This is a genomic window from Xanthomonas hortorum, from assembly GCF_024339125.1.
Classification (GTDB): domain Bacteria; phylum Pseudomonadota; class Gammaproteobacteria; order Xanthomonadales; family Xanthomonadaceae; genus Xanthomonas; species Xanthomonas hortorum.
Genome location: NZ_CP101417.1, coordinates 3,461,569 through 3,487,136, shown reverse-complemented (window position 1 = coordinate 3,487,136; position 25,568 = coordinate 3,461,569). Strand labels below are relative to the sequence as shown.

21 protein-coding genes and 1 pseudogene are annotated in these 25,568 nt (G+C 58.1%); 9 read left to right on the top strand and 13 right to left on the bottom strand.

The genetic code is table 11. From position 1 onward, the window contains the following. Positions 1 to 59: 59 nt before the first annotated feature. A complete protein-coding gene (locus NMB96_RS15025) occupies positions 60 to 314 on the top strand; it encodes a hypothetical protein (protein ID WP_255085143.1) in 255 nt (84 codons plus the stop codon). A gap of 61 nt (positions 315 to 375) precedes the next feature. Here the strand turns inward: NMB96_RS15025 and qatD are convergent, their stop codons facing one another. The 6 genes and pseudogenes from qatD to NMB96_RS14995 all read right to left on the bottom strand — a co-directional run bounded on the left by qatD (position 376) and on the right by NMB96_RS14995 (position 7,045). Beyond that, positions 376 to 1,116, bottom strand: coding sequence for a Qat anti-phage system TatD family nuclease QatD (gene qatD, locus NMB96_RS15020; RefSeq protein ID WP_255085142.1), 741 nt, complete (start codon positions 1,114 to 1,116; stop codon positions 376 to 378). Further along, positions 1,116 to 2,423, bottom strand: coding sequence for a Qat anti-phage system QueC-like protein QatC (qatC, locus tag NMB96_RS15015; protein ID WP_255085141.1), 1,308 nt, complete (start codon positions 2,421 to 2,423; stop codon positions 1,116 to 1,118). Before qatC ends, qatD begins: the two co-directional genes overlap by 1 nt. After that, entirely contained in the window at positions 2,420 to 2,815 is a 396-nt protein-coding gene (locus NMB96_RS15010) for a hypothetical protein (protein ID WP_255085140.1), read from the bottom strand. The genes qatC and NMB96_RS15010 overlap by 4 nt, the downstream gene beginning before the upstream one ends. A gap of 360 nt (positions 2,816 to 3,175) precedes the next feature. Beyond that, positions 3,176 to 4,984, bottom strand: coding sequence for a KAP family P-loop NTPase fold protein (locus tag NMB96_RS15005; protein WP_255085139.1), 1,809 nt, complete (start codon positions 4,982 to 4,984; stop codon positions 3,176 to 3,178). 50 nt (positions 4,985 to 5,034) lie between these two features. Then, a pseudogene (locus NMB96_RS23400) lies at positions 5,035 to 5,445 on the bottom strand (XVIPCD domain-containing protein); the annotation flags it as partial. A gap of 1,000 nt (positions 5,446 to 6,445) precedes the next feature. After that, on the bottom strand, positions 6,446 to 7,045 hold the full coding sequence (locus NMB96_RS14995) for a hypothetical protein (RefSeq protein WP_255085137.1): 600 nt from the start codon (positions 7,043 to 7,045) through the stop codon (positions 6,446 to 6,448). 307 nt (positions 7,046 to 7,352) lie between these two features. Between NMB96_RS14995 and NMB96_RS14990 the strand changes: the two genes are divergently transcribed. Next, complete coding sequence (locus NMB96_RS14990) at positions 7,353 to 8,372, top strand: exodeoxyribonuclease VII large subunit (protein ID WP_255085136.1); 1,020 nt, start codon at positions 7,353 to 7,355, stop codon at positions 8,370 to 8,372. A gap of 67 nt (positions 8,373 to 8,439) precedes the next feature. Here the strand turns inward: NMB96_RS14990 and NMB96_RS14985 are convergent, their stop codons facing one another. After that, positions 8,440 to 8,919, bottom strand: coding sequence for a JAB domain-containing protein (locus NMB96_RS14985; RefSeq protein ID WP_255085135.1), 480 nt, complete (start codon positions 8,917 to 8,919; stop codon positions 8,440 to 8,442). Positions 8,920 to 9,434: 515 nt separating this feature from the next. Here NMB96_RS14985 and NMB96_RS14980 point away from each other — a divergent pair. Together NMB96_RS14980 and NMB96_RS14975 are read left to right on the top strand one after the other, a co-directional pair. Beyond that, entirely contained in the window at positions 9,435 to 9,674 is a 240-nt protein-coding gene (locus NMB96_RS14980) for a hypothetical protein (protein ID WP_255085134.1), read from the top strand. After that, entirely contained in the window at positions 9,671 to 10,087 is a 417-nt protein-coding gene (locus NMB96_RS14975; RefSeq protein ID WP_255085132.1) for a hypothetical protein, read from the top strand. Before NMB96_RS14980 ends, NMB96_RS14975 begins: the two co-directional genes overlap by 4 nt. Before the next feature lie 41 nt (positions 10,088 to 10,128). Here NMB96_RS14975 and NMB96_RS14970 read toward each other — a convergent pair whose 3' ends face one another. Beyond that, entirely contained in the window at positions 10,129 to 10,353 is a 225-nt protein-coding gene (locus tag NMB96_RS14970) for a hypothetical protein (RefSeq protein WP_255085130.1), read from the bottom strand. Between the two features lie 356 nt (positions 10,354 to 10,709). Between NMB96_RS14970 and NMB96_RS14965 the strand changes: the two genes are divergently transcribed. Continuing rightward, positions 10,710 to 11,105: a GNAT family N-acetyltransferase gene (locus NMB96_RS14965; protein ID WP_343237613.1), complete on the top strand. Its 396-nt coding sequence runs from the start codon at positions 10,710 to 10,712 to the stop codon at positions 11,103 to 11,105. 109 nt (positions 11,106 to 11,214) lie between these two features. On the opposite strand, the gene NMB96_RS14960 is transcribed toward NMB96_RS14965, so the two are convergent. Then, positions 11,215 to 13,461, bottom strand: a complete 2,247-nt coding sequence (locus NMB96_RS14960) for a methyl-accepting chemotaxis protein (protein ID WP_255085128.1) — start codon at positions 13,459 to 13,461, stop codon at positions 11,215 to 11,217. 741 nt (positions 13,462 to 14,202) lie between these two features. Here NMB96_RS14960 and NMB96_RS14955 point away from each other — a divergent pair. From NMB96_RS14955 to NMB96_RS14945, 3 genes are all read left to right on the top strand, one after another. Further along, on the top strand, positions 14,203 to 15,918 hold the full coding sequence (locus NMB96_RS14955; protein WP_255085127.1) for a serine hydrolase domain-containing protein: 1,716 nt from the start codon (positions 14,203 to 14,205) through the stop codon (positions 15,916 to 15,918). A 920-nt stretch (positions 15,919 to 16,838) separates the two neighbouring features. Next, positions 16,839 to 19,094: a methyl-accepting chemotaxis protein gene (locus NMB96_RS14950; protein WP_255085126.1), complete on the top strand. Its 2,256-nt coding sequence runs from the start codon at positions 16,839 to 16,841 to the stop codon at positions 19,092 to 19,094. Between the two features lie 98 nt (positions 19,095 to 19,192). Next, positions 19,193 to 20,295 (top strand): IS3 family transposase gene (locus NMB96_RS14945; protein ID WP_183086658.1). Its coding sequence is split into 2 segments (ribosomal slippage): positions 19,193 to 19,451 and positions 19,451 to 20,295, totalling 1,104 coding nucleotides; the frame shifts between segments, so codons are not numbered across the junction. A 511-nt stretch (positions 20,296 to 20,806) separates the two neighbouring features. Here NMB96_RS14945 and NMB96_RS14940 read toward each other — a convergent pair. The 4 genes from NMB96_RS14940 to NMB96_RS14925 form a co-directional block, all read right to left on the bottom strand. After that, the gene (locus NMB96_RS14940) at positions 20,807 to 21,064 is read right to left on the bottom strand and encodes a hypothetical protein (protein ID WP_255085125.1); all 258 of its coding nucleotides are present in this window, start codon (positions 21,062 to 21,064) and stop codon (positions 20,807 to 20,809) included. 147 nt (positions 21,065 to 21,211) lie between these two features. Next, on the bottom strand, positions 21,212 to 21,526 hold the full coding sequence (locus NMB96_RS14935; RefSeq protein WP_255085124.1) for a hypothetical protein: 315 nt from the start codon (positions 21,524 to 21,526) through the stop codon (positions 21,212 to 21,214). A 551-nt stretch (positions 21,527 to 22,077) separates the two neighbouring features. After that, on the bottom strand, positions 22,078 to 23,034 hold the full coding sequence (locus NMB96_RS14930) for a hypothetical protein (protein WP_100101106.1): 957 nt from the start codon (positions 23,032 to 23,034) through the stop codon (positions 22,078 to 22,080). Positions 23,035 to 23,079: 45 nt separating this feature from the next. Next, complete coding sequence (locus NMB96_RS14925) at positions 23,080 to 23,538, bottom strand: hypothetical protein (protein WP_146011546.1); 459 nt, start codon at positions 23,536 to 23,538, stop codon at positions 23,080 to 23,082. Positions 23,539 to 24,028: 490 nt separating this feature from the next. On the opposite strand from NMB96_RS14925, the gene NMB96_RS14920 reads away from it, so the two are divergent. After that, complete coding sequence (locus NMB96_RS14920) at positions 24,029 to 25,420, top strand: site-specific integrase (RefSeq protein ID WP_255085123.1); 1,392 nt, start codon at positions 24,029 to 24,031, stop codon at positions 25,418 to 25,420. Positions 25,421 to 25,568 lie beyond the last annotated feature (148 nt).

Sequence of the window (25,568 nt, the reverse complement as noted above, 5' to 3'; positions counted from 1 at the left end):
CAACGCTTGACGCTAGCCGTTTTCCTGCTTGACTCATTTCCAAGCGACAGGAGAAACGCATGACCGCAACGAATCACTACCGAGACCAAATTCAGCGGGCCACCGAGCGCTTGGCCCAACTGCAAGCAAGAGAGCTTTTGGCCAACCAGCGCCGCGAAGCGAAGGCGCAGGAAACGGCAAAGCGAGAAGAAATGAAACGACGGCAACGCGTGGCCGACCTGGTTTTTTTAGCCGGAGCCCAGGCACTCGACGACGACGCTCTGCTGAGCGCCCTAAAGGCGCTCATGGAGAGTAGACCAACACGCCCCCATTGAACCGTGCCCGTCAGCGCTGGCGCAGAAAGAATCCAACCAACTGGCTGCCCTTTCAGCACTGCTACAGCGAAACCAACTCTCTCAGGTTCTTCACCACTTGATCGGCAGCAGCTTCAACAGATACGCCCCAGGCCCGGGACAGGTGCTGGACGACTTCGCTGCACTGCGCCGGTGCCAAAACCCGTCCACGTATCTTCGCAAAGGGACCATCCGTCTCAGTGAGAACGCGCTCAGGCGGCATATGCTTCACAAGCTCACGGCCTTTCGCTCCGCTGACCATGGCGCTTCCGACGGAGAACCAGCAGTCCATTTCTATAGCCCTAGCCAGCTCTCTCTTTGTCCCTGAGAACCAGTGAAGTATCGCGACACCAAAGCCTTTATGCTGATCCAAAGCATCCATGACCTCCGTCGCGGCATTGCGGCTGTGAATGGTCAAGATTCTTCCGCCCTGGTCGGCACACGATTTCAGGACATGGTGAAATACCTCGACCTGCCGACTCCAGAACTCTCTGCAGTCGGACCCGCCATCCAAGCCCACCTCTCCAACGTATCTAGCCTCTGGCAAAAGGCGGTCGAACAGGCTGAGTTCTCCAATACGCTCCCCCGCCAACTGAGGATGGAGCCCCAGGGCAGTCTTGATGCGCGGGTAGCGACTAGCCAGTTCACGCGTTTTGATCCAAGCAGAGGGAGTCGTTGTAACCGACAACACGTAGGCACCACTGCGTCCTGCCCGCTCGACCTCCACCCCAGGGTCAGGATAGAGGTCGAGATGGCAATGCATGTCTACAGCGGGGGCCGGCATCAAAACTGGACTTGTGACCTGAGGTAATCCTCCACCTCAATCATCCCACGCCGCACCGCTTCCACGCGAGAATCGCGGTCGGCTGCAACCAGTGGCATTGGCCCGGTCTGTGCGACCCATTTCGCCACATCAGCCTTAGGAAGCCGTCTGACGGCCAGCAACATCGCCATCAAATCGTCAGCGTCGGCGCCGTGATCTAAGAAGTGCTGGAGCACTTGTCCCTCCGGTTGATAGTCCGTTCCATCCTTCATCCCTGCCCCATGGTATGCAGCGCGGCGAATGAGGCAAGGAACGCAGCGACCGCACTGAGTTCTCTTACGTTTCCATTTCCCACAAGACACAGTTCTGTCAGCGATCTGCTCCAGGCGAGCTTGATCCAGGCAACCCTTCATCATTTCGCCTTTGCTCTTATCTGCGTAAGGGTTCTCGATGTCGACGAGCAAGCCGACTTGGTCAAGAATCCTCTGCACGAGATGCAGGTAGTAAGGGTGCGTTGTCCTGGTGCTAAGCGCGCCAATCCGCCGCGGAGTCAGCGGCGGATTCAGCGCGATCAGACCGTTTTCGGGAACAAATAAGGTTCGGCGATTTGCACCCGGCCCTACCAAAGCGGAAGCCATCAAGACTCCCATGGCGAGGAAGTTGAAACTACGGGTCCGCATTTGAACGTCGTTCCCCACCTCCAGCCAACCACTAGGATTTGCCTGAGCGCCAAACCTGACCAAATTGACGCCCAGCTTTGGCAAAATCTCAATTTGACGCTTAGCATCGTGTGTATAGGCGTGGCTCACCAAAATTGGATTGCGGCCTTTCTTAAGCAGATCCAGCACCCCGATGGCGCTATCCAGACCTCCCGAAAACAAGCACGCGCAGTCGCATGGGGTCGGGTCGATCACTAGCCTGGTTCGAACCTTAAAGACGGGCGGCGGCGCACCGTCCCCCACGAGCTTGATGGACCAGACGTCTCCACTCAGGAAGTTGAGCGCACTCGTCAGCAGAGGGAGCACCGGAGCCCAACGAGCAGGATCAACTAGCGCCACAGTCAGCTGTATGTCCCTCGCCCACCCGTCGGCTGCATCATCCCGAGTGACAAACGTATCTGAAGCGGTGACCGCCATGGATAGCGAAAGGAAATCGAACGCAATAGGGTCAATAGGTGCCTTTAGGCGAGTAAGCCGGTTGTAGAGACTCAACCCAATCGCTGCCATCCCCATCTTGTTAGGGACGCCTCCATACAAATGGATTGGAATAACATCGGTTTGCGGAGCCGGAAGTCTAGTCAAATCAGGGTGCACGACCACAGTAGTCATGATTGATAGTCCTCCCACTCCGTCCAAACTTCCTTGATGGCTGCGATTTGGACAGCCTGCATTTCATCAGTGGTCAGCTGCGAGATCTTCCCCGACAGTAAGGGCTTCATATGCTTGTCGGTAACAACCTCAACCAGTTGCATGAGTTCTTTTTCCGCTCGCTCAACGGCCTCGGGAGTGTCGGCTTTCGTAAAAGCTTTGTCCGAATCCATGACGATTGCTTGAAAAATTGATAGCGCCGTATAGGTCACCATAAGGTTCACAAGAATCTCGTCTGTGATGCTGGCAAAGTCGAAGGCCTCCACCCCATCCAGACAGATGGAGAGAGCCTCATTGAGCGCTGTCCGGATTCGGTCCGCGTCGCCATTTTCTGGCACAAGAGCGTCAACCAAGGCATCGATGACCTCCCGCGTTGGTCTTCCAGACAAAGCGGCAAGGTTGACTGGTGCTCCTGGCGAGTTGGTCCGAAGCTGATTTAGCGTTCCGAACAAACCGGCGCCGGTTTGAGCGACTGCACCAAAGCGCCTGGGTCCTACCGCAGAGCCTCCAGTAGAAGAGCGAGCGTAGCTGTGGAGTGCCTTACTCAGTTGCTGCCCATCACCGCTCGCCACAAACTTACCAAGGTGCGTCCGAAACGACTTGAAGCGGTTCTCCTCAGGATCCGGCCCGGGACCTTGCCCGTCTACATCCGCCCACGGCGGAACAAGGGGGCTGCGGTTACTCGCCCCCCTGCTCGATGTTGATGTTCCCATTTATGCTACTCCCTTAGCCCATGCCTTATCACTTAAAAGCGCCTTCAACCATGGTGACTTCTTACCGGGCAGGCCAGCTAAAAATGCGCCAAGCTGCCGACCGGCTTCTTCATCTGCACCAGCGAGCAGCACCGCACCATTTATCGCATCAGGACGATCACTCCAGTCTGCGTGTCCTCTGAGAGAAGCGAGTAGCTCACGCATTACGGCCCCATGCTCACCTGAAGCAATGCCAGCGATTGCCATCGCGGCAGCAGGTGACGAAAGTGTCTTCACATTGGCCAAGCGCAGAACCGCTTCAGCCGACGACTGAGACATGTCACCGGCAACGGAGCGCAGCACGGCTGTTTCCTTACTGAGATACACCAATGGCCTCAAATCAAGGCCACTCAAGGCAGGCTTTAACCCAAGCCAATCGTGTAAGAAATCCGCACTCTTCTTCCATTCTACTGGACACGCCTCTTCGAACTTCTTGGGGTCGTCAGAAAGCCTTTCCAAGGTAGCGATGAGCTCAGGCTTTCCTTGAGCGGCTTCATTGATAAGTGCATAGAGCTTTCTAACGGCCACAGGGTCGACGCAACGTTCGAATAGAGCAAACTTGGCGACCATGGCCTCGTCCACTGGCATAACGCGCCTTGCCGCAATGCGGGCGCGCAAACGCACAACATTGAGAAGCCTTTTGACAATTCTCGGATTTCCCTCGACGAATGTTGATTTCGCTAGGAGCGCAGACATGCGTTCTGCTATATCAAAACTCATTCTTACATCGTCACCGCCCCCCGCTAGCTTTGAAGCTGCCTCTACCGTTATCGGCGGTTCTTTCCAGCTGGCGCGCAGATTTTTTTCGAGGGCATTTCGAAGTCCGTCCAACTTGGCTTGATTCACCTCACCGGCTTCAGCAAAGAGCATGAAGAGATATGCGCGAATTTCGGTGACGCCCAGCCTCGGAACTCGCACTGGAATTTGGATGAGCTTATCCAAATAATCCGTTACATGCCGCTCGTTGGCGCCATCGAAATGCTGACTCACCGAGTGACGAACCATGTCCTCATCGGCTGCTACAACAAATGCGGATTGCTCCATGAAGAGGAATAGTCGCAACGCTTCAAGCGTATGAATTGTCTGCTCTGGCAGGCAACGGTCCAGATTGTCGACAAAGACCACCAGCGTCTTGTCCAAACCGACCAGCAGCCTCTGGAACTCTTCACGAAATGCGTCGACATGTTCAGGCGGGCTTTTCCCCTTTACTGGATCCACCAATCCAGCCAAAGCCTTAACTCCGTCCGCCGCCGCTTGAGTGTCTTCAGCCTCGGGGGTTCCCGCGAACAACTTTCCAAGGCCTGCCACTGCTTTGGAGCCAACTCCCATCAATGGCACACCATGCAGGGCGGCAACGACTTCGATCCCTAGCCCGAGGGTGCGCATGGTGTTCACACGCGCCAGCAAGCTTTTAGCAATCCCTAACAGTCCATCATCTTTCTTTGCCGCCTCATACAACCGGCGCGCGATGACATCCATTAGTGCTGCGCGTGCATCGTCGTAGCCCTGATAGAGCCAGGCATCGAACCGGACGATGATCACTTCATCTTTTGCATCATCCTGCAGGCGCCCCTCTATGAGATTCAGCAGGCTGGACTTACCAGTTCCCCAGGTTCCGAATACCCCGACCGAGACTGGCCGCATGCTGGGATTGAGCAACACCTCCGATACAACCTCCGCTAATTCGAGGTAGTTGAGGTAATCACGCTTTGTCTCGATGTCAGACCACATACCTTCCCCCTGAGTCCATTCCACTGGCTGCAAGGCCATGCTATTCCTTGCAAGCCCGCCAGCGCATCAAAAAAATACTAACAAAACCATCATGGACCACCCATCGTCATCCGCGGCCCCTGCTCCTGCTGGGCTGTTTGCTGCTGAGTCTGCTCCATCTGCTGCTGCCGCACTTGGTCTTGCTTGATGACCTCCGCCTGCTGCAGATTCTGCTGAGCCGGCTGCTGAGAGGCCTCGCGCCCATCTACGTGAGCATGGAAGAACGGTCCTTTGTCCCCAAAGGGCGCATAGACCGCGAAGACATTCTGCGCGCCATTGTCCCCCAAGCCTCCCGTCACCCGGTCCACCCGTTGCAACAGCGAGTCTTCGGCTTGCTGCTTGTAGAGCGACGCCGACACGTTGCGGCTCTCCTCGTCGTTCCAATTGCCCGTGCCTTTGACCCAGTCGTGAATGCGGGCATAAGTCTGATGGTCGGCGTGCGCCGGGTTATCGGCCAGAATCAGCTGCGGCTGGACATCATTGTTTGCCTTCAACTCAGGGCGATTGCTGTTGCCTGCGCCTAGCTGACGCACCTCCACTTGACGCACTTGTCCCTGGGAGGTATCCGCAAACCCGAACGTCTTGCCCACCCCGCCCAGGTCAATACCCGCATCTTCGGCTTGCTGGGCACTCACCCCCAGCTCCTGCAGGTTGTAGCCCAACTTAGGCATCGGCTGCGCCGTGACATTCGCACGATCTTTCCAGATTTCGGCGCCAGCACCGATGGCGTAAGCCGTGTAGTAGGCCTGATAGACCGACGTGCCCTTGTGCCCCAAGGTGCTGCCGCCCTTGTCAAAATGGCACTCGGCCACCGCCTCCACGGCAGGACTCGCAATACGACCCTGCGTAAGCTGCAACCCGTGCTCATCCAGCCGGACGCCGGGCTCCAATTGCTCGTTGGTGACGCAAGCGGTCGTGGGGTCCAGCCGACGAAGCAGGTCTTTTTGGTTGACTTCGCCGGTGGTCGTGACAACCCGGCTCGCCACAGAGTTCATGCTCATCAACTCTGCCAGGCCCTCGTCCCGGCGAGCGGAGGCAAGATATTCCTTGGCTATAGGAGTGACATCCACCACCGGCTCACCGTATTGGGCTCCCTCTTTCAGGGCTTGGTCGATGCCGTAGGCGAGCTTGTATCGCGATTGCTCAGCCGACTTGGCCATCAACGCATGCCCGGTCTCGTGACCCAACACACCCGTCAGCAAATCCACGCGATCCGATTGCTTGGTCCTCTGGAATATATCCACGCTGACATTGACCGTGCCCGTGCTCGCGTCGTAGTGCCCGCCCTCGTTCGGCCGGTTTGACACCGACAGGTGACGCAAGCTGCCGCTCTCGATGGCTTGCGCCATCGCAGACGCAAGATAGGGAGAGGTTTCGACGGCCTCGCGAAAGTCCCGAGCAGCCGAAGGCGGCAACCCGGACTGCTTCTCTACCTCGTTGAGCAGCTGCTCGACACGTGGATCAACCATCGATTGGCTCCAACTCGAAGGTCACTCTCGAAACACAGTGCGGATCGTTGCGGTTGTCTGTCTTAACGGCGATGTAGACACCAAGGTTTTGACCGGCCTGCTTGTCGAACATGATCCGGTGGTCGTCACCAAAACCCGGCTTGGTCATTCGAAAGCCCGCCGACACCAACTGGGCTTGCACCGCGTCCATGGTGAGTTCGCATGAACTAGGCGGGCTGACCGACACTTCTATCAAGTGCCCAGGGTGCTTGGCGTAAGGCTTCCAGACCGCCAACTCGTAGCCACCCTGCCCTAATGCACCCTTGACCCCATAGCGCCGCCCCTTGCCATCAGGAGGCAACTTCAACCCCACGGCCTGCTCAACAGCTCCTGGAGCCGTGTCGGCTTGGGATCGGAGAGCCTGCGCCAACTGAGACATGGCATTAATCAACGTAGTGGCGGTCAACGCGGGACCCGCCTGCAACTCGGGGTAAGCGTCCACATCGACAAGCCGAGGCGTGGCCTTTGCCGCAGCGTCCGCCGCGAGATCGGATGCCGCGGCAGCTTTGTTTTGCTCGGCCTCAATCGCGGCCTGGCTTGGGGGTGTTGGCACAGTGGTCTCCTGGGGCAAGGCCGAAGGTTGAGCGCACGCCACCAGTCCCGAAGTCAAAACCCCTGCGGCCAATGTCATGGCCAAGGCACAGGAGAGGGGGCGTCCGTTGCGACTGAAGTCCATAAGCCAGCTCATACGAAGAGTTGGGAGGCTCAGTCTATCCGCACAGTGGCCCAGCAGGTCAAACGTGAGAATTGTCGGACGCACCCCATGGTTGTGTGACAAATCTCCCGGTATAGCGAGGCGCTCGTGGGCCACGTTTCGATCGCTGGGCTACATTGAGTGAAATGCTTCCATTGATGCGCTCATGTCCCAAGCAAGCCGCAATCTCGACTCAGCAGCCACCGACGCCAACACGCCTTGGATCACCGCTGACCAGGTGTTGCCTCTTGCGCGCCTGGAGGGCTGGAAGCTACCAATCCGGGTAGCCGGGAGAGCCAAGAAACTCATGCCATGGAAACACTTCTGCTACGGGGTTTTTGAGCCTTATCCCGGCACCGAGTTGAGCTTCAGGATTCCCGTGGACGAGCAACCTCAAGACGACGCCCCGATCATCATTGCAGGCGTGTTGACGGTGAACAGAAAAATGTCCGTAGAGCTCCAGGGGCGCGTGGAGGGCCCCTGGCTCACGGTCACGCGCGAGCCAGTGGTGCCCATCCCGGATCGAGGACGCAATCCAGTGGCGATTGGGGAGTTCCTCGGGAAAAACGGCCTTTCTGGGCTTGGCTTCCTTGCGAGCAAGACCGGTTGGGACGACATCTGCTCTGCGGCACGATTGCAGAAGCTTCGCAATAACACGCTTGTGATGGCCAACTTCGGTGATGAAACCAAGTTCCTTGAAGCATTGAAGCAGCTCACTGCAACCGGCGTGAAAGGACTGGTCATCGCGCGAGGGGGTGGCGAGCGACTAGAGACCATTGGTGACTCACGCAACGTTACCCGTGCCCTGATCGAAACAGGCCTGCCCTTCTATGCCGCGCTGGGCCATGCCAACGACGTGCTGTTGCTGGACAAGCACGCCGACGACGTTTTCCTCACGCCCAGCGATTTCGGCCACCGACTGCGAGATTGCCTGGATGCAGCTCAAGAGGCAGAAGACGCACGAACAGAAGCAAGCGATGCCGAAGACAAGCTGATTCAGCTCGCAAGCAAGTTGGATCGGAGAGAATCGGAGCTCGATGAGACCCGCCGCCACTTGGGAGAGCTATTGCAGCAAAGCAAGCTGGATAGCCAGAGCTTAAAAGCCGAACTCCGACAATGGAAGATGTTCGCTGCTGTCGCAGGAGCATGCATGTTCTTGCTGTTGCTGTGGCTTGCTGTGCGGTAAGAAGTGGGTCACGTTCTACGGAGCACATCCGCGCCGTCGTCAACCGATGAAAGAAAGGGGGGGGGGGCTACGCCCACCCCCTTGCCGCGAGGCTGACGCTCTTCTGGCCACCGATGACCAAGTGGTCCAGCACTCGGATGTCCAGGAGGCCCAAGGCTTCCTGCAGGCGCTGGGTGACCTTGCGGTCCGCTTCGCTCGGCTCTGGATTGCCGCTCGGATGGTTGTGAAAGAGGATGACAGCGGCGGCGTTGAGTTCCAGGGCACGCTTGGCGACCACCCGGCTATGGACTTCGCAGCCGTCGACGGTGCCGGTGAACAAGTGCTCGGTAGAAATGATGTGGTGCTGGTTGTCCAGGAAGACGACCCCGAAGACTTCGTGCGGCAGATGTGCGCAGCGGGCAACCAAGTAATCGCCGGCTTGGTCGGGGCTGTGGATGCGGCCTTGGCGTTGAAGGCGCTGTTCCAAGATGGTCGCGGCGGCGAGCAATATGCCCTCCTCGTCCATCTGGAGTTGGTATTGAGCCTTCAGGTCTTGGGTGCGCTTCATCGGTTCTTCCACCAGCGCGTTGTGCGCCTCGTGGGAACCGACAGGCGAAGCGTTCGGCCCTACCGCACCCGGAAGTGAGCACCGTGCAAGCGGCGCGCAACGTAGGGCCGCAACAGAGCATCAGCGTCGAGAAGGAGGCCTGTCCTTGCGGATAGGGGCAGCGAAGCTAAGGTCCCTTTCAGAGGCCCAGCGCTGGTGGAAAGTGGTGATGTGCGACTCCCATGCCGGTGGTTGAACAGCCGAGGGTGGGCTCCATGCTGCTCGCGTGCCATTGCCATCTGCTGCACTCGCCTTACCGCCCACTGCCGTATCCCGCCGCTTGCAAATCCGCTGACAGCTGCCAGCAGCCTTGAGCGTCGACCCACGGAAAGCACTCATGCTCAACGCATTTCGGGCTCAGTAGCTGAGGCGTGTATCTCAACGAAATGCCGCCTAGCTGTGGGACACTCGAGGCATCTTCGGACTGGCACCGAGACATGGGAAATGAACGACTGAAAGCGGCCCTGGACCCTTGGATGCGCGTGGAAACGTGGCACACCTTTCATCCGCTTGACGAGCAGCGCTTCCATCGATCCCTAGCTGCCGCCTTCGAGGTGGTTGGTTTACCCGCTGAGAGCTTGGAGTTTGAGACCGCGATGCTGGCGCTCGCGCGCAAGCACCACGGTGACGTGATGCTGCATCACATCGACGCAATCGAAGCCTATGCGCAGCTCGCCGAGGACATCAGCTTTTATCTCCACAACACGCGAGCATGACCGCCGCCATGAAGCGTATCCGCCACTTGCGCAGCCTGGTGCTTGCAATGCTTTTGGTCGTCTCACTTGTCGGGTGCGCAGCGACTGGCCCCGTCACCAGCCCGCCCATCGAAGGCCCCGTGGGTCTGGGCGAGATTTCGGCGGTCGACGGGCCCAAAGTGCGTCCCGACCAAGTGGTTGAGGACAGCCGTTGCCCGGCCGACGTTCAATGCGTCGTGGCAGGCCGGTTGATCGTCAGGACGACCGTGATGGGCGGCGGCTGGTCCAAGCAGATCGACCTCACGCTGGGTATTCCGGTCCCTGTGGCCGATGGCATGTTGACGCTGGTGGACGCCACACCCGTGCCCCTCAGTGGGGAGGCCGTCCCAGCATCTGCCGCTCGTTTCACGTTCAAGTTTCAGGGCGGGCGGTAGCCAAGGGTGTTCAACACGCAGCGCCTTGGCCATTTGCGCTTTTAGCTTGGTTCGTCAGTGCTGGAGAGCCCGTGCCAGGACAAAATTTCCTCGGCCCGACGGCCAACGAATTGGGCGTCCTCGCTCGTCGCTGCCTTGCTCTCGATGGCGGCGGCCATGACTGTAAAAGCTCGCCAGAAGTGGCGACGATCGGGACTTGAGGCCCGCAATGTCGGCACGGCTGCATCCAGGCGTTCGAGGTGAAGGCGTAGCTCGGCTCGGTCCATGAGCTAAGTATCGGCAGTGCGGTCGCGCCGCTTGAGACGCATCATCGTCAGGACAGCGCGGAGTCAGTTTTTTTGGGTGCCGGCACGACGCTGCTCAAGCGTCTCGCAGGGTGAGCGACCATTGGGTCCCACGTCCGGCAAGCTCATATTGAACCTCCGCCGTTTACCACGCCATAGGTCCCGCGCGCGATGGGGTGTCAGAAAGTTCCGAACCAGGCGCATCAGCCTGGGATCCGCCATGGCATGTTGACACTTACAGTGCGACTGCGCGTCTAAGGCAAACTGGACGCATGGATACAATTCGGGCCTACCGCCCTCACGACTGTGACGCATGCATTGAGCTGTTCGACACGAACATGCCCACGTTCTTCAATGCTGAAGAGCGTCCAGACTTCGTGTGGTTCCTGATGCACCATGCTGCTGCTTGGCACTACCAAGTCGTTGAGCGCGCGGGTGACGTGGTTGGCTGCGCGGGCTACTCGGTTAATGCAGATGGCACGACGGCCAGCCTGTGCTGGGGCATGGTGCATCCAAAGCTGCACCGGCAAGGCTTGGGGACAACGCTGCTCTTGGCTCGACTAGAAGCCCTGTGCCTGACGGCAGGTATTGAGAGGGTTGTGTTGGACACCAGCCAACACACCCAAGCGTTCTATGCCCGCCACGGCTTCATTGTGCAGCAGGTGACCCAGGACGGCTACGGTGCCGGCTTGGACCGGTGGGACATGGCGCTTGACCTCAAGGGACCGCCGTGACGCTGCTTAGCGTTCGTAGAGTCAGATAAGGCCCCATCCACCCCATCAATGTGCATCGTGGCCAGCCCTAGAAGGCTGGCCGCGATGCTGCACTCGGACCCGATGCCGGTTAAAACTCCTGCCAGCTGCTCTCGCCGCTGGGAGAGGTCGCAGCAGCCCGCGGCTTGAAAGCCGCGACACGACCTGCGCTGGGCACTTTCTTCTGCGTAGTCGCCGGGGCCACCAGCTTCTGAGCCAATGCCTTCGCTGAGCTCACATGGACGTCGTCCGTCTTGAACACAGCCACCGCCTCGGTGAGTTGCACTGCCTGCTCCTCAAGCGAGCGCGCAGCGGCGGTGGCTTCTTCCACCAACGCGGCGTTTTGCTGGGTGGTCTCGTCCATCTGGGTGATGGTCTGGTTGACCTGCTCAATGCCGGCCGATTGCTCCTGCGATGCCGCAGAAATCTCGCCCATGATGTCGGTCACGCGCTGCACGCTGGCCACTACCTCGACCATTGTCTGGCCAGCGCTGTGCACCAGGGCCGAGCCAGCAGCAACACGCTCAACAGAATCGTCGATGAGGCCCTTGATTTCCTTGGCTGCACCCGAAGACCGCTGGGCGAGCGTGCGCACCTCACTGGCAACCACTGCGAAGCCGCGTCCCTGGTCACCTGCTCGGGCCGCTTCGACTGCCGCGTTCAGGGCGAGGATGTTGGTTTGGAATGCGATGCCGTCGATGACACTGATGATGTCGGCGATCTTCTTCGACGACGCTTCAATGCCCGACATGGTTTCGACAACCTTGCTCACCACTTCCCCACCCTGCGCAGCCACGGTCGCTGCGCCGATCGCCAGCTGATTGGCCTGGCGCGCACCTTCCGCGTTCTGCTTGACGGTGGAGGTGAGCTCCTCCATCGAGGCAGCGGTTTCTTCGAGATTGGCAGCCTGCTGCTCGGTGCGCTGCGACAAATCTTGATTGCCGGCGGCGATCTCGCTGGCCGCACCCTTAATTGAGATCGCTGAGGTCTTGATGCTGCCGACGATCTCGGCCAACTGGGTAGCGGTCGCATTGGCGTCATCGCGCATCTGCGCGAACACACCACGAAACTCGCCGCTCATCCGTGCGGTGAGATCTCCGGCCGCGATGGACTGCAACAGGCTGGACAGCGATTGCAAGTTGCCATCGGCGGTCGACATCAAGGTATTGAGGCTATCCACCATCACGCGGAAGTCGTATTGAAAGCGCTCAGAATCGCCGCGTGCACTGAAGTCCCCGTTGGCTGCTGATTGAGCCAGATGCTTGATCTCATGGTTCATGGCCGACAGATTGGATTTCACTTCGTCCATCGTGCGCGTCAACACCGCTTTCTCGCCCGGCAGACGGTCCATGTCCTGGCTCAGGTCGCCAATCGCGTAGCGGCCCATGATCTCGGCGAGCTTTAACTTCACAGAGACGTGCGCAGCAACCAGGGCATTGGTGTCATGCGCCATCCGGCCGTAGTCGCCCGGGAACGAAGTGGCATCCATGCGGAAGCTGATCTGGCCCTCGTCATGGCGCTTGGCCATGTCGATCTGGGCATCGATCAAGCTGCGCAGCTGCTGCTGCATCTTGCTCATCGCTCTAAGCAAGCGACCACTTTCGTCCTGTGCCTGCGTGGCAACGTCGTTATCCAGGTTGCCGCCGGCAATGGACTCAGCTGCACGCGTTGCACGACTGAGCGGTTGCGTCAGGCTGCGGGTAATCAATAGCGCAAGCAGGCCACTGATCAGGACCACAGCAGCGCCGCCAGCGATGAGCAGACTCTTGCCGCGTCCCATCGCCGCAATGGCTTGGTCATAGGATGCGGCCGTTTGCGTCTCCTGCAGTTTGACGTTCTCTGCAATCTTGCCCTGCCACTTCAACATCGCCGGGCGTGCCTTCTCACTCAGAAGGGCTTGCGCTTCAGCATTATTGTTAGCAGCTGCAAGCGCTATCACCTGATCATTCAGCCCGCGGGCGACCTCACGTGCTGCATCAATCTCAGCGCGGACCTTACGCCCTGCTTCCGTTGGCGGAAATGCATCAAGCGCTTTGCGCTCATCCGCATAGCGCTGGCGCTGGTTTTTGATGGTTGCCAAGGCCTCTTGATTCAAGGCGTCTGACGTGACCATTGCAAGCGTCCCGAGCGAGATAAAGATGTTGGAGTTTGCATCGCGCATTGCATTGCCCAAACGCATCTTGGCGACGTTAACCTTAACGATGTTGTCCATTTCTGAGCGAGCACTGGCCATTGCGCTAAGCCCAATCGCCACCAGCAAGCCCGACAAGAGGATGAGGATTCCGAAGGCCACGCCCAGGCGATGGCCGACGTTGTAGCGCTGCAAAAATGTGTTCATGAGTTTTTCCAAGTAGCGTGGAAGGAAACAGCGGCTGGGCGTGCTGGCTCGTAGGAGCGTTACGCTGATATCGGCAACCGGGCTACCTGCTTGATACCTTATATACCCACTCTCGTGGCCCAAGCTGAATTTCACACTGCAAGAATCTCGCTTGCATGCCTGGAAGCTCCACCTGCCACGTAAATACGGCTGCGCTGGAACCGCTCGGAGGTGCTAAGTCCGGGGCCTGGAAAGTCTTCGAAAAGGAGCCCTGCAAGAACGACCTCTTCCGCCCCTTGTCGAGCGCGTGGGTATCGAGAACAACTCCTAATCTCCAAGCCCGGCGGCATTACGCTTCATAGTCATCGCGTCCCCAGTGTTGGCTTCACTGATAAAAGCGCCGCGTATGACTACGCCAAACACTGGATGGCGGCGTGCCATGTGTCGAGCACGGGATCGGTCAGCGCAGCTTAGCCACTCATGGCCAGCTGGACTACGACAGATGGGCTAGAACAAGCAGATGGCCTTGGCCTGAAGCTGGGATTTTACGCATGCAGGCCCGGTATCGCCCTTAAGAGGTGCGAGGCTGAGTGCTATGCCGCAACGTGCGTGGCAGATGGGTAGTTCATCTCGACTTGGTGGGTTCCAAATCCTGCCATGCCCGAGATTTCAGTCGCTGCCATGATACTGCCCGATGCTACTGTGCTGCATGGGAATCGGCTCCGATTTTGTCCGATCCAAGCCAGCTTTAGGAGAATAGTCATGCATTTGCACGCTGTTATCGCCACGGCACTTCTTGCAATGGCTGTATCTCCTCAGGGCGCGCAAGCCGAGCAGGTCGACTCGGTTCGGTCTAATCATCACGATCAGGTGGACGCCATCCTCTCAAGATGGAAAGCGGGGGAAACGCCTGGGTGCGCTATAGGTATCTCGGTGAACGATGTCCTCGACTACGCCAAGGGCTTCGGAAGTGCCGACCTCTCCAGCGACGCGCCGATCACACCTGCGACGGTCTTCCACGTCGCGTCGATCTCCAAACAGTTCACAGCCTTCTCCATCGGCGTGTTGGAAGAAAGGGGCAAGCTCTCCTACGACGACAGCATCCGGAGATACATGCCGGAACTTCCCAGCTACGCAGACTCGATCACGATCAGCGATCTGATACACCACACCAACGGCCTCAGGGAACAGGGCCAATTGCTCAACCTGGCTGGATGGCGCGACTCCGACGTCTACACCGAGTCCGATGTCATCTGGGCGCTCACGCGCCAGCAAGGTCTCAACTTCAAGCCCGGCACCGAGGTCGTTTACACCAACGCTGCATATACGCTTCTTGGCATCGTTGTCCAACGCGTTTCCGGCAAGACGCTCCGCCAGTTCGCGCAGGACGAGATATTCATCCCGCTCGGCATGCGCGACACGCGTTTCAGCGAGCGCTATACCGAGGTGGTAGCCAACAAGGCGCTGAGTTATGTTCCGAATGAAAGAGCCGCCTGGGATTTCGCCCCGCTGACGATCACCCACTACGGCTCGACTGGCCTTCTCACCACCGTTGGCGACCTACTGAAGTGGGAGCAGAATCTGATCGATGGTCGGGTCGGCGGCCAAACCTTGATTGCCAAAATGAAAGAGTCGGGCGAGCTCCGTGACGGGACCAGGATCAACTATGGCAGTGGACTGCGGCTAGACAAATACCGCAGCCTGAATCTCATCAGCCATGACGGCGCGGACGTAGGTTTTCGGTCAGACGCATTGCTTTTCCCCGATCAGCGCCTAGCAATCGTCGCACTTTGCAATGGCGCGACAACCAACCCGGCAAGTATCACCCGCTCAATAGCTGATATCTACCTCGATCCGCTGAATCTGCCCGCAAACCTCGCCCCGTCTGTGCGGATGACTCCCGAGGCGCAGTCCGTCTTGGCCGGGACCTATTGGAGCCCGCAGACCGATGAGCTGATACGGATCGATTGGAGGGACAATGCGTTGAGGCCGGCCGCAGGCTCTGTTCTCGTTCCGATAGGCAGCGATGTTTTCCGCCCGAGCGACCAACCGCACGAATGGACGTTTCACCGGCCCTCGGGCCGGGTTGGCGACTTTCGTTTGGTGGTGCGCGACTTTTGGCCGACCACACGGGAGTTCGTTAAACTCACAGAGCCCATGCCTGCTCAGTCCGACTTAGAGGCACTGACCGGGACATATCAAAGTGAAGAGACCGACATGACGTATACCGTTGCGTTCGTGGATGGGCGACTGAGAGTCTCCTGGCCCCGGGGGTATGATCTCCCACTCGATCCGGTGGGCGGCAATCGCTTCTCCAGCAGTCGTGGAACCATCACATTCATCCGCGATAGCAGTGGCCTTGTAGAGGGGCTGACCCTCAGCAACAGACGGCTACGCCGGATGACGGCGACAAGAATTGACGTAGCGCGAGGCGGGAGCAAGTTGGTTCAAGGGGATGCCTCAGCTCAGCAACATTGACCAGCTCATCAAGGCTGGTCTTCTGCCAAGCGTGAATCCAACCGGGCGCGACAAGCGACCGACCCCAGCGCCGTCGCCCCCAAGGACCAAGCTAAGCGTGAAGGCCAAAGGCATGCGGGCGATGGTAGGGAAAATACTTACAGTCGCGTTCGTCTATTGCCGATAGCGGACTGACGCCTTTTCTTCGATGATGACATGCCACTCGGCGGCCATCGACGGCCGATCGTCTGACACTGATCTTGGGCAAACCCGGGTGCCGAGCCCTATTGAGGAGGATCTATTGAGCGTCACCGACACTCGGCACGTGGGCAATTACCTGCTCGCGGCAATGGTATTCCGTGCGACGGAAATTTGCTGGAACTCTTGATTTCCAAGCCCGGCGGCATCACGCGCCGATGCCAACCTTACAGTGCCACCTCCGCTAATCAAGAACGCTGCGCTTGACCACGCCAAGCGCTGAATGGCCACGCGCCATGTGTCGAAAAGAGGCTCGCTGAGCGCCACCTAAGGATGTTGGGCCTACGATTCCCCTCCAGCCTGGGCAAACAGCGCTCAATGCGCTGTCCCCTACCGCCACCACTCCAGTGTGCTCGCTTGGTTGACGCCCGCCTATACGGCCTCGTCGATCCTACAAGTAGCGGACAACGCCGTAGAAGACAAGTATTCAACCCAGCTGCGAACGAAGGCTGCACCCCAACGGGCATCTGGTCCACGAATACAAGACGTGTCGTCCCGGCATCAGCCCGCTCATATCAGCATCACAGTCAAGATTTCGTGATGACTGCCGCTAAGCAGTAACACGCGCCAAGCAAACTCTACCGGAATGAACGAATCGACTGCCAAGGTGAAGCTTCAGACTGCCTTGTCTCCCGCTCCCCATCGGCTTTTTTCCACCCCTCAGCCGCATCACAAGGCCTGCCATGTTAACCACGATCAAGAGCAAATTTTTATTGGCATTGCTGGGAACGCTGATCCCGAGCATCCTGCTGTGCCTGTTTCTACTGAATAGCCTGCACACCTCCAAGAACAATGTCGGCACGCTCTACAATCGGGACTTCACCGGCTCTGCGCTTGCCAGCAGCATCGACGGTCAGCTGACGCGAGTCGATATCAATATCCTGCGCATGATTGCCATTGGCACGCCAGAGTTGATCGCACAATGGAAACGGGAGAACGAAAAGCGATTTACTCAAGTGGCCGCCAGCATTGCTGAGCTCAAACATTTGCTGAGCCAGGAAAAGGAATACACTACGAAACTGCAAACAATTACGGCGAGCTATGCGTTGATGCAGGCCGGTATGCAGCGCCAAGTTGAGCTGATCGAAGCTGGCGATATTCCAGGGGGCGCAGAAGTCAATCGGACTCAGGTCAAAGACAATGCCGATGCTACCTTTGCCGGGCTTGCCACACTTCGCGAAGAGCTGGGCAATTCGGCCAAGCTGCGTTATCAGCAGCAGCAGGCAGCCAACACACGCGCAATGATGCTCTCCGCAATTGCGCTAGGACTAATTACCTTGGCTGGTGTCAGCATTGCCCTATTACTTGGTAATGCGATTTCTCGTTCTATTCGAAGGGCGGTGACAGCTGTCGAACACCTGTCAGACGGAGTGCTCACAGTCGACGTCAAGGTCACCGGTAGAGACGAGACCGCGCAGCTGGCCAAAGCGGTATATCGCATACGTGACCGCTTGCAAGGAGTCATTGCGGCGCAACTGGAGATGGCCCGTCAACACGATGCTGGTGCAATCAGCTATCGCATGGATGAAGACACATTCCCGGGCGAGTATGGCCATATGGTGCGCGACGCCAATGCATTGGCCAATTCGCACATTGAAGTCATGATGCGCTTGGCGAAGATTGCAGGGCGCTACGCGATTGGCGATCTTTCTGAAGACATGGATCGGCTACCTGGTGAAAAAGCCGTGCTTTCCGAAACGATGGACCAGGTTAAGCACAACTTGAAAGCGATCAATCATGAAACAAGTCGCCTAGCCTCAGCTGCTGCAGAAGGCGACTTTAGTGTGCGCGGCGACACCGATCGCTTCCAATACGATTTCCGCGTGATGGTGGAAAGCTTGAACCTGCTTATGGCCACCGCCGACGGCAACCTGCAGTCCCTGTCCTCGCTGCTGCAGTCCATCGCCGCAGGCGACCTTACCGCGCGCATGACGGGCGATTTCAAGGGGGTCTTTGCTCAGATGCGTGACGACGCCAACACCACGGCTGCGCAGCTTGCAGAGATCGTCGGACGCATCCAGCAGTCGGCGGTGTCGATCAATTCGGCAGCCAGCGAGATTGCCGCAGGCAACCAAGATTTATCACAGCGCACCGAGCAACAGGCCGCCAATCTGGAAGAAACCGCCGCCTCGATGGAAGAACTGACCTCCACCGTTCGCCAGAATGCCGAACACGCACGCCAAGCCAACCAGCTAGCCATCGGGGCAGCTGGTGTGGCATCCCAGGGCGGCGAGATTGTGAGCCAGGTCGTGGGGACCATGGCCGGCATCGAAGCCTCGTCCAAAAAGATTGCAGACATCATCAGCGTGATTGACGGCATCTCGTTCCAGACCAATATCTTGGCATTGAATGCCGCAGTGGAAGCGGCACGCGCTGGCGAACAGGGGCGCGGTTTTGCCGTGGTTGCCTCGGAAGTGCGGACGCTTGCCCAGCGTTCCACCGCCGCTGCCAAGGAAATCAAGACCCTGATCGACGACTCTGTCGAGCGCGTCACTGAAGGCTCTGCCCTTGTGCATACGGCGGGCACCACCATGGCGGAGATCGTCTCCAGCGTGCAGCGCGTCACCGACATCATGGGTGAAATCTCCGCTGCCTCCCAGGAACAGTCTGTGGGCATCGAGCAGGTGAACACCACAGTCACTCAGATGGATGAAACGACCCAGCAGAACGCCGCCCTGGTGGAGGAAGCGACCGCTGCGGCCCGGGCCATGGAAGAGCAAGCCACGCAGCTAACCGAGGCGGTGGCAGTCTTCAAGATCGACAAAGAGAAAGCTCTTCCGGTCGGCGCAGCTCCTGCCGCATCAGCCATTGCCAACTCTAGCAGCAGAAAAGCGGCATCTCCCCTGAAGACACCCGCAAAAATTGTCCCGCACCGCGCACCGCGCAAACTCGAATTGCTCAGTGGTTCAACAGACGGCGCAGGTTGGCAGGAGTTCTGAACGAGCCCAGGTGGGTCCAGATCCTGGACCCGACGTCCCCCCGATTTTGAGTAGCGCCTCAGTTTGGAGTCCAATTCCCTACCCCGAGGAGATTGGACGTGAAGAAACGTTTTACTGACGAGCAGGTCATCGGCTTTCTGCGCGAAGCCGAAAGCGGCGTGGCGATCAAGGACCTGTGCCGGCGCCATGGCTTCAGCGAGGCCTCGTACTACCTGTGGCGCAGCAAATTCGGCGGGATGAGCGTGCCTGATGCCAAGCGGCTCAAGGACCTCGAGTCCGAGAACGCGCGGCTGAAGAAGTTGCTGGCCGAGCAATTGTTCGAGAACGACCTGATCAAGGATGCGCTGCGAAAAAAGTGGTAAGCGCACCGGCGCGTCGTACGCTGGTGCGCGAGTGGATCGGGCGTGGCGCCAGCGAGCGTCGCGCCTTGGCAGCGATCGGCATGAGCGCCAGTGCGCTGCGCTATTGCCCACGCGAAGACCGCAATGGCGAACTGCGCGAGCGCATCGTTGCGTTGGCGCATCGCCATCGCCGCTATGGCGTGGGAATGATCTATCTCAAACTGCGACAGGAAGGGCGCATCGTGAACTACAAACGGGTGGAGCGGTTGTACCGCGAGCAGCAGCTACAGGTCCGACGGCGCAAACGCAAAAAGGTGCCAATAAGCGAGCGTCAGCCGCTGCTGCGGCCAGCGCAGGCCAATCAGGTGTGGTCGATGGACTTCGTGTTCGACCGCACTGCCGACGGTCGGGTGGTCAAGTGTCTGGTGATCGTGGACGATGCAACCCACGAAGCGGTCGCCATCGACGTGGAGCGCGCGATCTCGGGACATGGCGTTGCGCGCGTGCTGGATCGGTTGGCACACAGTCGCGGTTTGCCGAAGGTGATCCGCACTGACAACGGCAAGGAGTTTTGCGGCAGGGCGATGGTCGCCTGGGCACATGCCCGTGGTGTGCAGTTGCGGCTGATCCAACCCGGCAAACCGAACCAGAACGCCTACGTCGAATCGTTCAACGGCCGACTACGCGACGAATGCCTCAACGAGCACTGGTTCCCGACACTGCTGCACGCGCGCACCGAAATCGAACGCTGGCGACGCGCGTACAACGAAGAGCGACCCAAGAATGCAATCGGCGGCATGACCCCGGCTGCTTATGCCCAACATCTGGCAAACACCGATATCATTACCCCCGGACTCTAAACCAAGCCGCTACTCAGGGCGGGGGGACGTCGGACCCACCGGAGTTCCGATTTGACATTCATTCCGCAGGACCAAGCGATGGCTACGCTTGTCCTGCATTGTCGAGTCCGCTATAAGTTTCCTGAGCGTGCGTAACAGTAACCGGCATAGCGACTTGATAGGCTTCCTCCTCACGGGCTGACTGGAGGCGGGGCTACCCGTTGACGCATCCGAGGAATTGAATGCAGAGACTAATAAGTGACCTGGAAGTGCTACTGGCGGCTCTAGATGCCCAAGCAAAGAATTTTGAGTCGTGCGACATGCCTGCATCTGCACTTGCTTTTCGGGAATGTCGGCGACGCTTGGCTCTGGTCTTGGCGCCGCATGTTCGCCGCCCACTCACGCGTCAGAGTGAGGTCAACTCTATTCTTTAGAGGTTGGCGGCCTGACGCCGCCCAACCGTCCCGCGGGAAACTCGACTAGCGGTCCCGAGTCCGGCAAATCAAGTTTAGCGCAGCCGTCTCCTAGCCCGCTATTCACGCCACTTTCCAGGATCCAGGTTCATAGCAAAGGCGCACCCAATCCTCAACGCCTGTTCACGCGCGTCGCTGCGGTCATTGCCTTCACCAGCCCCTTCAATTGTGGCGATGGGATGGGACCGATCGCGGTGATAAACGTAGGCGCTGGAGGTCCAGGTGGTCTCCCCCGGTTTCTGCGTCTCCATGGTCTCTACCCGGAATTCTCCGCAGTAGCCATGTAAGGGAGTTCGCCTCAGGGTTCTGTGTGGCATATGCGGATGGTTGCCCTGTTCGCCTCAATGCAGCGTCAAATTACGCCAGCCCGGGAACGCAACAAGCTTCAACCCAGGCTTTGCGCAATGGTTCAATCGGCAAGCTAGGCCATGCAGATGAAAGCATGGAAGCGGTGGAATCAAAAGCTACAGCTTCCAGATGATCTCTGGCTCACTGTCCGGAATGGTTCGGTAGTTCCTGGGATCAAGCTCCGCAATCAAAGCACGCCCTGCAATGACAGCCTGCCTATGCGCCTCATCCCGATCTTCTCCACGGCCCGCTTGTTCAAGCGTGGCTATCGCCTGCGACTGATCCCGGTGATAGACAAAAGCAGTAGCGCTCCAGCATGCCCCGCCTGGTGCCTTGCTCGCCATGGTTTCGACGCGGAACTCGCCAAGAAGGCTGAGGCTGCTGGTGCGGATGGGAGGGCTGTAGGGCATGAAGCGATTATCCACCAGCATTACGAAAACGTGCACTACTGATGGCAGCCTCGTCGGCATGACTAGCTGGACTCGCGTTCGCTCCCTTCGTCAGAGCGCACGCTGACATAGATACGCTCGAGCTCGCCCGCTCGCCCCCGACCGATTGTCTTCGCCTGTAATCGGGCCACATGGAGATCCTGCGATCGACCCGCATCGACGATCCAATCCACCAATCTGTCGTGCGGTCCTAGAAGAATGTAAACGTTAGAGCGCCACTCACTACCGACCCGACTCTCGGAGGTGGTCACCCGGAAATTAGCGCGTCTCTTTTTTTCCATACCTCGCGACTGCCATATGACCGGCCAAAGGAAATCAGCTTAAGCAGCCAGTTGTCATTCGCGAGTGCAACCGGAGCCATGCGACGTGATGAAAAATGGCGGTTCTCTTAACAGATCAGGCCTAGTGTAGGTAGGGCCAGATCAGCACCCCATCCAGGCGAGAAGAGGCCTCAAGCTCGCTCGCAACGGCACGGACAGCCAGCGCACACGAACCACCCCGCTCGGACGCCGATGTCCGCACCAACGCAGCTTCTACCAGCGAGGCGTAGGCGGCTCATACGTAGCATCCGGGGCAGGCGGAGAAGCTGCCACGATGACGCCGGTAAGAGGCGCAGGATCAGCGCCAGCAATCGTAAAAGTCATCCCCATGTCCCCGCCTCCTCCGCCAACGACTACCGGCATCATCTCTGACAGTTGTGTTAAATCGACGGGCGGAGGCAAGTGCTCCCCCATGTCCAAGTCAATCTTCAACCAACAGGAGGGATCGTCAAGACATGCATCACGCAGAAGCCTATCCAGCGGACAGCTTATATCTGCACTGATGTCAACCGACTCAACAGACACATTTGCGATTGAGGTTTGGACGACCTCGGCGATCTTAGAAATCGGCACTGCCACCACACCGCTCTCAAACTGTCCAAGGTAATGGACCCAGCGAAGGTCGCTCAGACCAGCAGTCGGCTCAATAAGGCGATGGATTGAGAGAGACGCATCCGTAAGAGCTTTCACTTGGTTACGATGGACCACTGCAAACGAACCAGTTGTCTTATCGTGACGTCCTCTGGCGTCTTTGGGATACAGTTTCGACTGTTTGATCTGCCCAACATACAATCGGTTATTCGCTTTTCCTTTTGAGGCGTCGCTTTTTGCTTGGAAAATCGCCAACCGCGGAGCCTTGTTCGGAACCAACAGCATCAGAGCAAAGTCGGCCCCTGTCCTGCTCTCACCGAACTCGCCACGATCATTCTTGCCGTAGCTACGCCACTGCAGCGCATCTTTGACCGAACCTGGGTAGCTGGCTGCACACAACGGATAGGAACCAACCAGCGCGCCAATCATCGCTCCGGTTAGTGTCTCCTCGTCAAAACGAGGACTGACCGTATTGAGTGCCGAAATCGACTTGGCGCACAACTGCAAGTTCATCTCAATCGCCGATTGAACGTCATCTCCAAGGCCGTAAGACTGCTTGACCCAAGCTGCCAGATCCATTGCGCTCTCCGTCACTAGAGCGTTGGAGTGTAGGCAAGCTCTCGGTCAAACTCCAGCCAAGCGCCTCTTCTCTCGCTCTTCTTCCAGTGACATGAGCATCCTGACCCCAAGAGAGTAATAGGGGTGTCCAACCCGCTCGCGCAGGACGAGCACGATTAAGGCTGGCGTCGGAAAGAATCCATCGTCATGTGAAAGAACAATGCTATCAACGACCGCTCGCAGTGCTTTGATACGATCAGTCAACACATTGCTCTTTAACCAATGGTCGATCTCATCAAGGAACGCGTCATCAGCACCTTCCACTTCTCCCCGAAAATGCTGAATCGCCAAATATTCGGAATATTCGGTTGCTGTCCATGAAGCCAACCAAATGCCAACGTCCTCAAAATTTGGAAAACACCGTTCCTTCCCGTCTGGCGGCAGGGATATCGTCCAGCTTCCGTCCGCAGTTGAGGCCAATCCAATACCAAGGCCTCTCAAAATCTCCCCAACATCGTCGCACATAGTAACCTCTCCAAACACCAGCAAACTATGTGATGACTAAAACTTGTCAAGTCCAATCAACGAACTCTCTAGCTCATCCATTCCAGGCCACTTGGAGCTATTGCTCCGAATGGTGCGCCTGCTGGCTTATCGCCGAACCTGAGGCATCACCCTGCCGGCCAATTATTCAAGAAAACCTACCATCCTATACAAGCGGTTTAGGAGCAGTACATTTAAAAACTAACATATCGGTCAAATCAGTTAGCTTATTTCAGTTAAACAGTACAATAATGACAGGGCAAAACACTCGAAATTATTCCCCGACGCGCCGCTAAACCATTGAATTATATAGCACCACCGCACTTAAACCAGACATAATAATTTTGGCAGAAGTTCAGGCTAGGCCTTTACGGTAGAGTTTGCTTCAGGAAAAGTAAAAAATTGCCCGTTCTGATTGACGAATTTCCGGGCTGTTTTATCACTACTTCCATTGAACCAATGGAAGCAAGCAATGTCCTCTATCGTCCAGCAACAGCTTCGCGATTACATCACCTCCCCGTTTGGGCTCCTGCAAATCAAGGATGTCCATGTTGGCAACGTCCGGGCCTCCGAGATCAACATCACGGGCCGTGAAGCCGCGATCCACGCCTTGGAGCTTTTTGACCGCGCAGATGAGCGCTCTCGACGGGTGCGCCTCAGCAAGAACAGAACGCTCTACCCCGAGCCCCTGCCCCTCGGCTCGCCGGCGCGCTTGCTCTCGGTCGAGATCTCGGACTACCTCGGCTATCGCGAGCGGTGCGGCCTGGCCAAAGAGACCGTCGAAGACACGGCTCGGTCGCTGAAGCTCTTGCGGATTGCCTGCGGTGACGTTCCTGTGTCGCGCATCGACCACGCTCACATCTACAAGCTTTGGGACCTGTTGCGTTGGGCACCACCGCTTCTACTGTCCGACTTCAAGTATAGGGATTACACGTTCGAGCAGTCGGTTGCCCTTGGTAAGGAACTTGGCGTGACGCCGCCCGCTCCCGCTACACTGGAGAAGCATCGGCGGTTCCTGGTGACCTTCTTCGGCAAGCTGGTGAAAGCCAAAGCGATTCCCATGTCGCCCATGGATGCATTCCCCGAAATCAAGAAGGACCTGGTCGTAGACACGAGCAAGCCAGAGCGCTTGTTTGACGAGGAAGAGCTTCAGCGCATCTTTTCACCCAAGACGTTCCCCGCCTGGGCGAAGAAGTATCCGCATCGGTGGTGGCTGCCCATGCTCTCGCTCTACACGGGGGCGCGCATCAACGAGCTCGCTCAGTTGAAGGTCGCGGACATCGTTGAGGAGGCCAAGGTCTGGTGTATCCGCATCCAAAAAACGGTCGACGCCGATCTCAGGCATAAGGATCGAGACAGGAGCCGTCAAAGCCTAAAAGGCAAAGCAGCAGTTCGCACCCTGCCTATCCCCAAACCATTGCTGGATGCTGGTTTCCTGGATTTCATTGAGGACATCAAGGCTACTGGCCATCCCAGACTCTTTCCGCATCTGTCTGCGGGCGTGAACCGGGAGACTGGAGAGACCAATGCGCGCTACAGCCAAGGCGCGGTGAACCAGTTCAGCAGCTACATGAAGACCTTGGGCTTCGGAAAGGGCATCGGTGCTCACGCGTTCCGCCACACGCTCGCCACCGAGCTGCACCACAAGAACGTGTCCGACCAAGACATCGCCCTCATCACCGGCCACTCGCTGCGGAAGAACGTCCCCGTCTTGCACGACGCGTATTTCCACAAGAAGCCCAAGCTTGCCCGGGCCACGCAGATCAGAATTCTGGCGAAATACAAGCCGCCGGTCGAATTGCCCAACTATGAGCGTGGCCAGTTTTCGGAGTGTTTGGCGGACCCGAGCAAGTTTTACCCCTGACCGTGCCCTGCCCTGATGTCCGGTTTTGCAACCTTGTTGCTGTGCTGTCGCCACCGCTATGTCGCCTGCTTCGACCCCCGTTGTTGGGCAACTGAAGACGGAGGCCAAACGACTGACGCAGCCGGCTCAAACCTCAACGCCCTTCTCC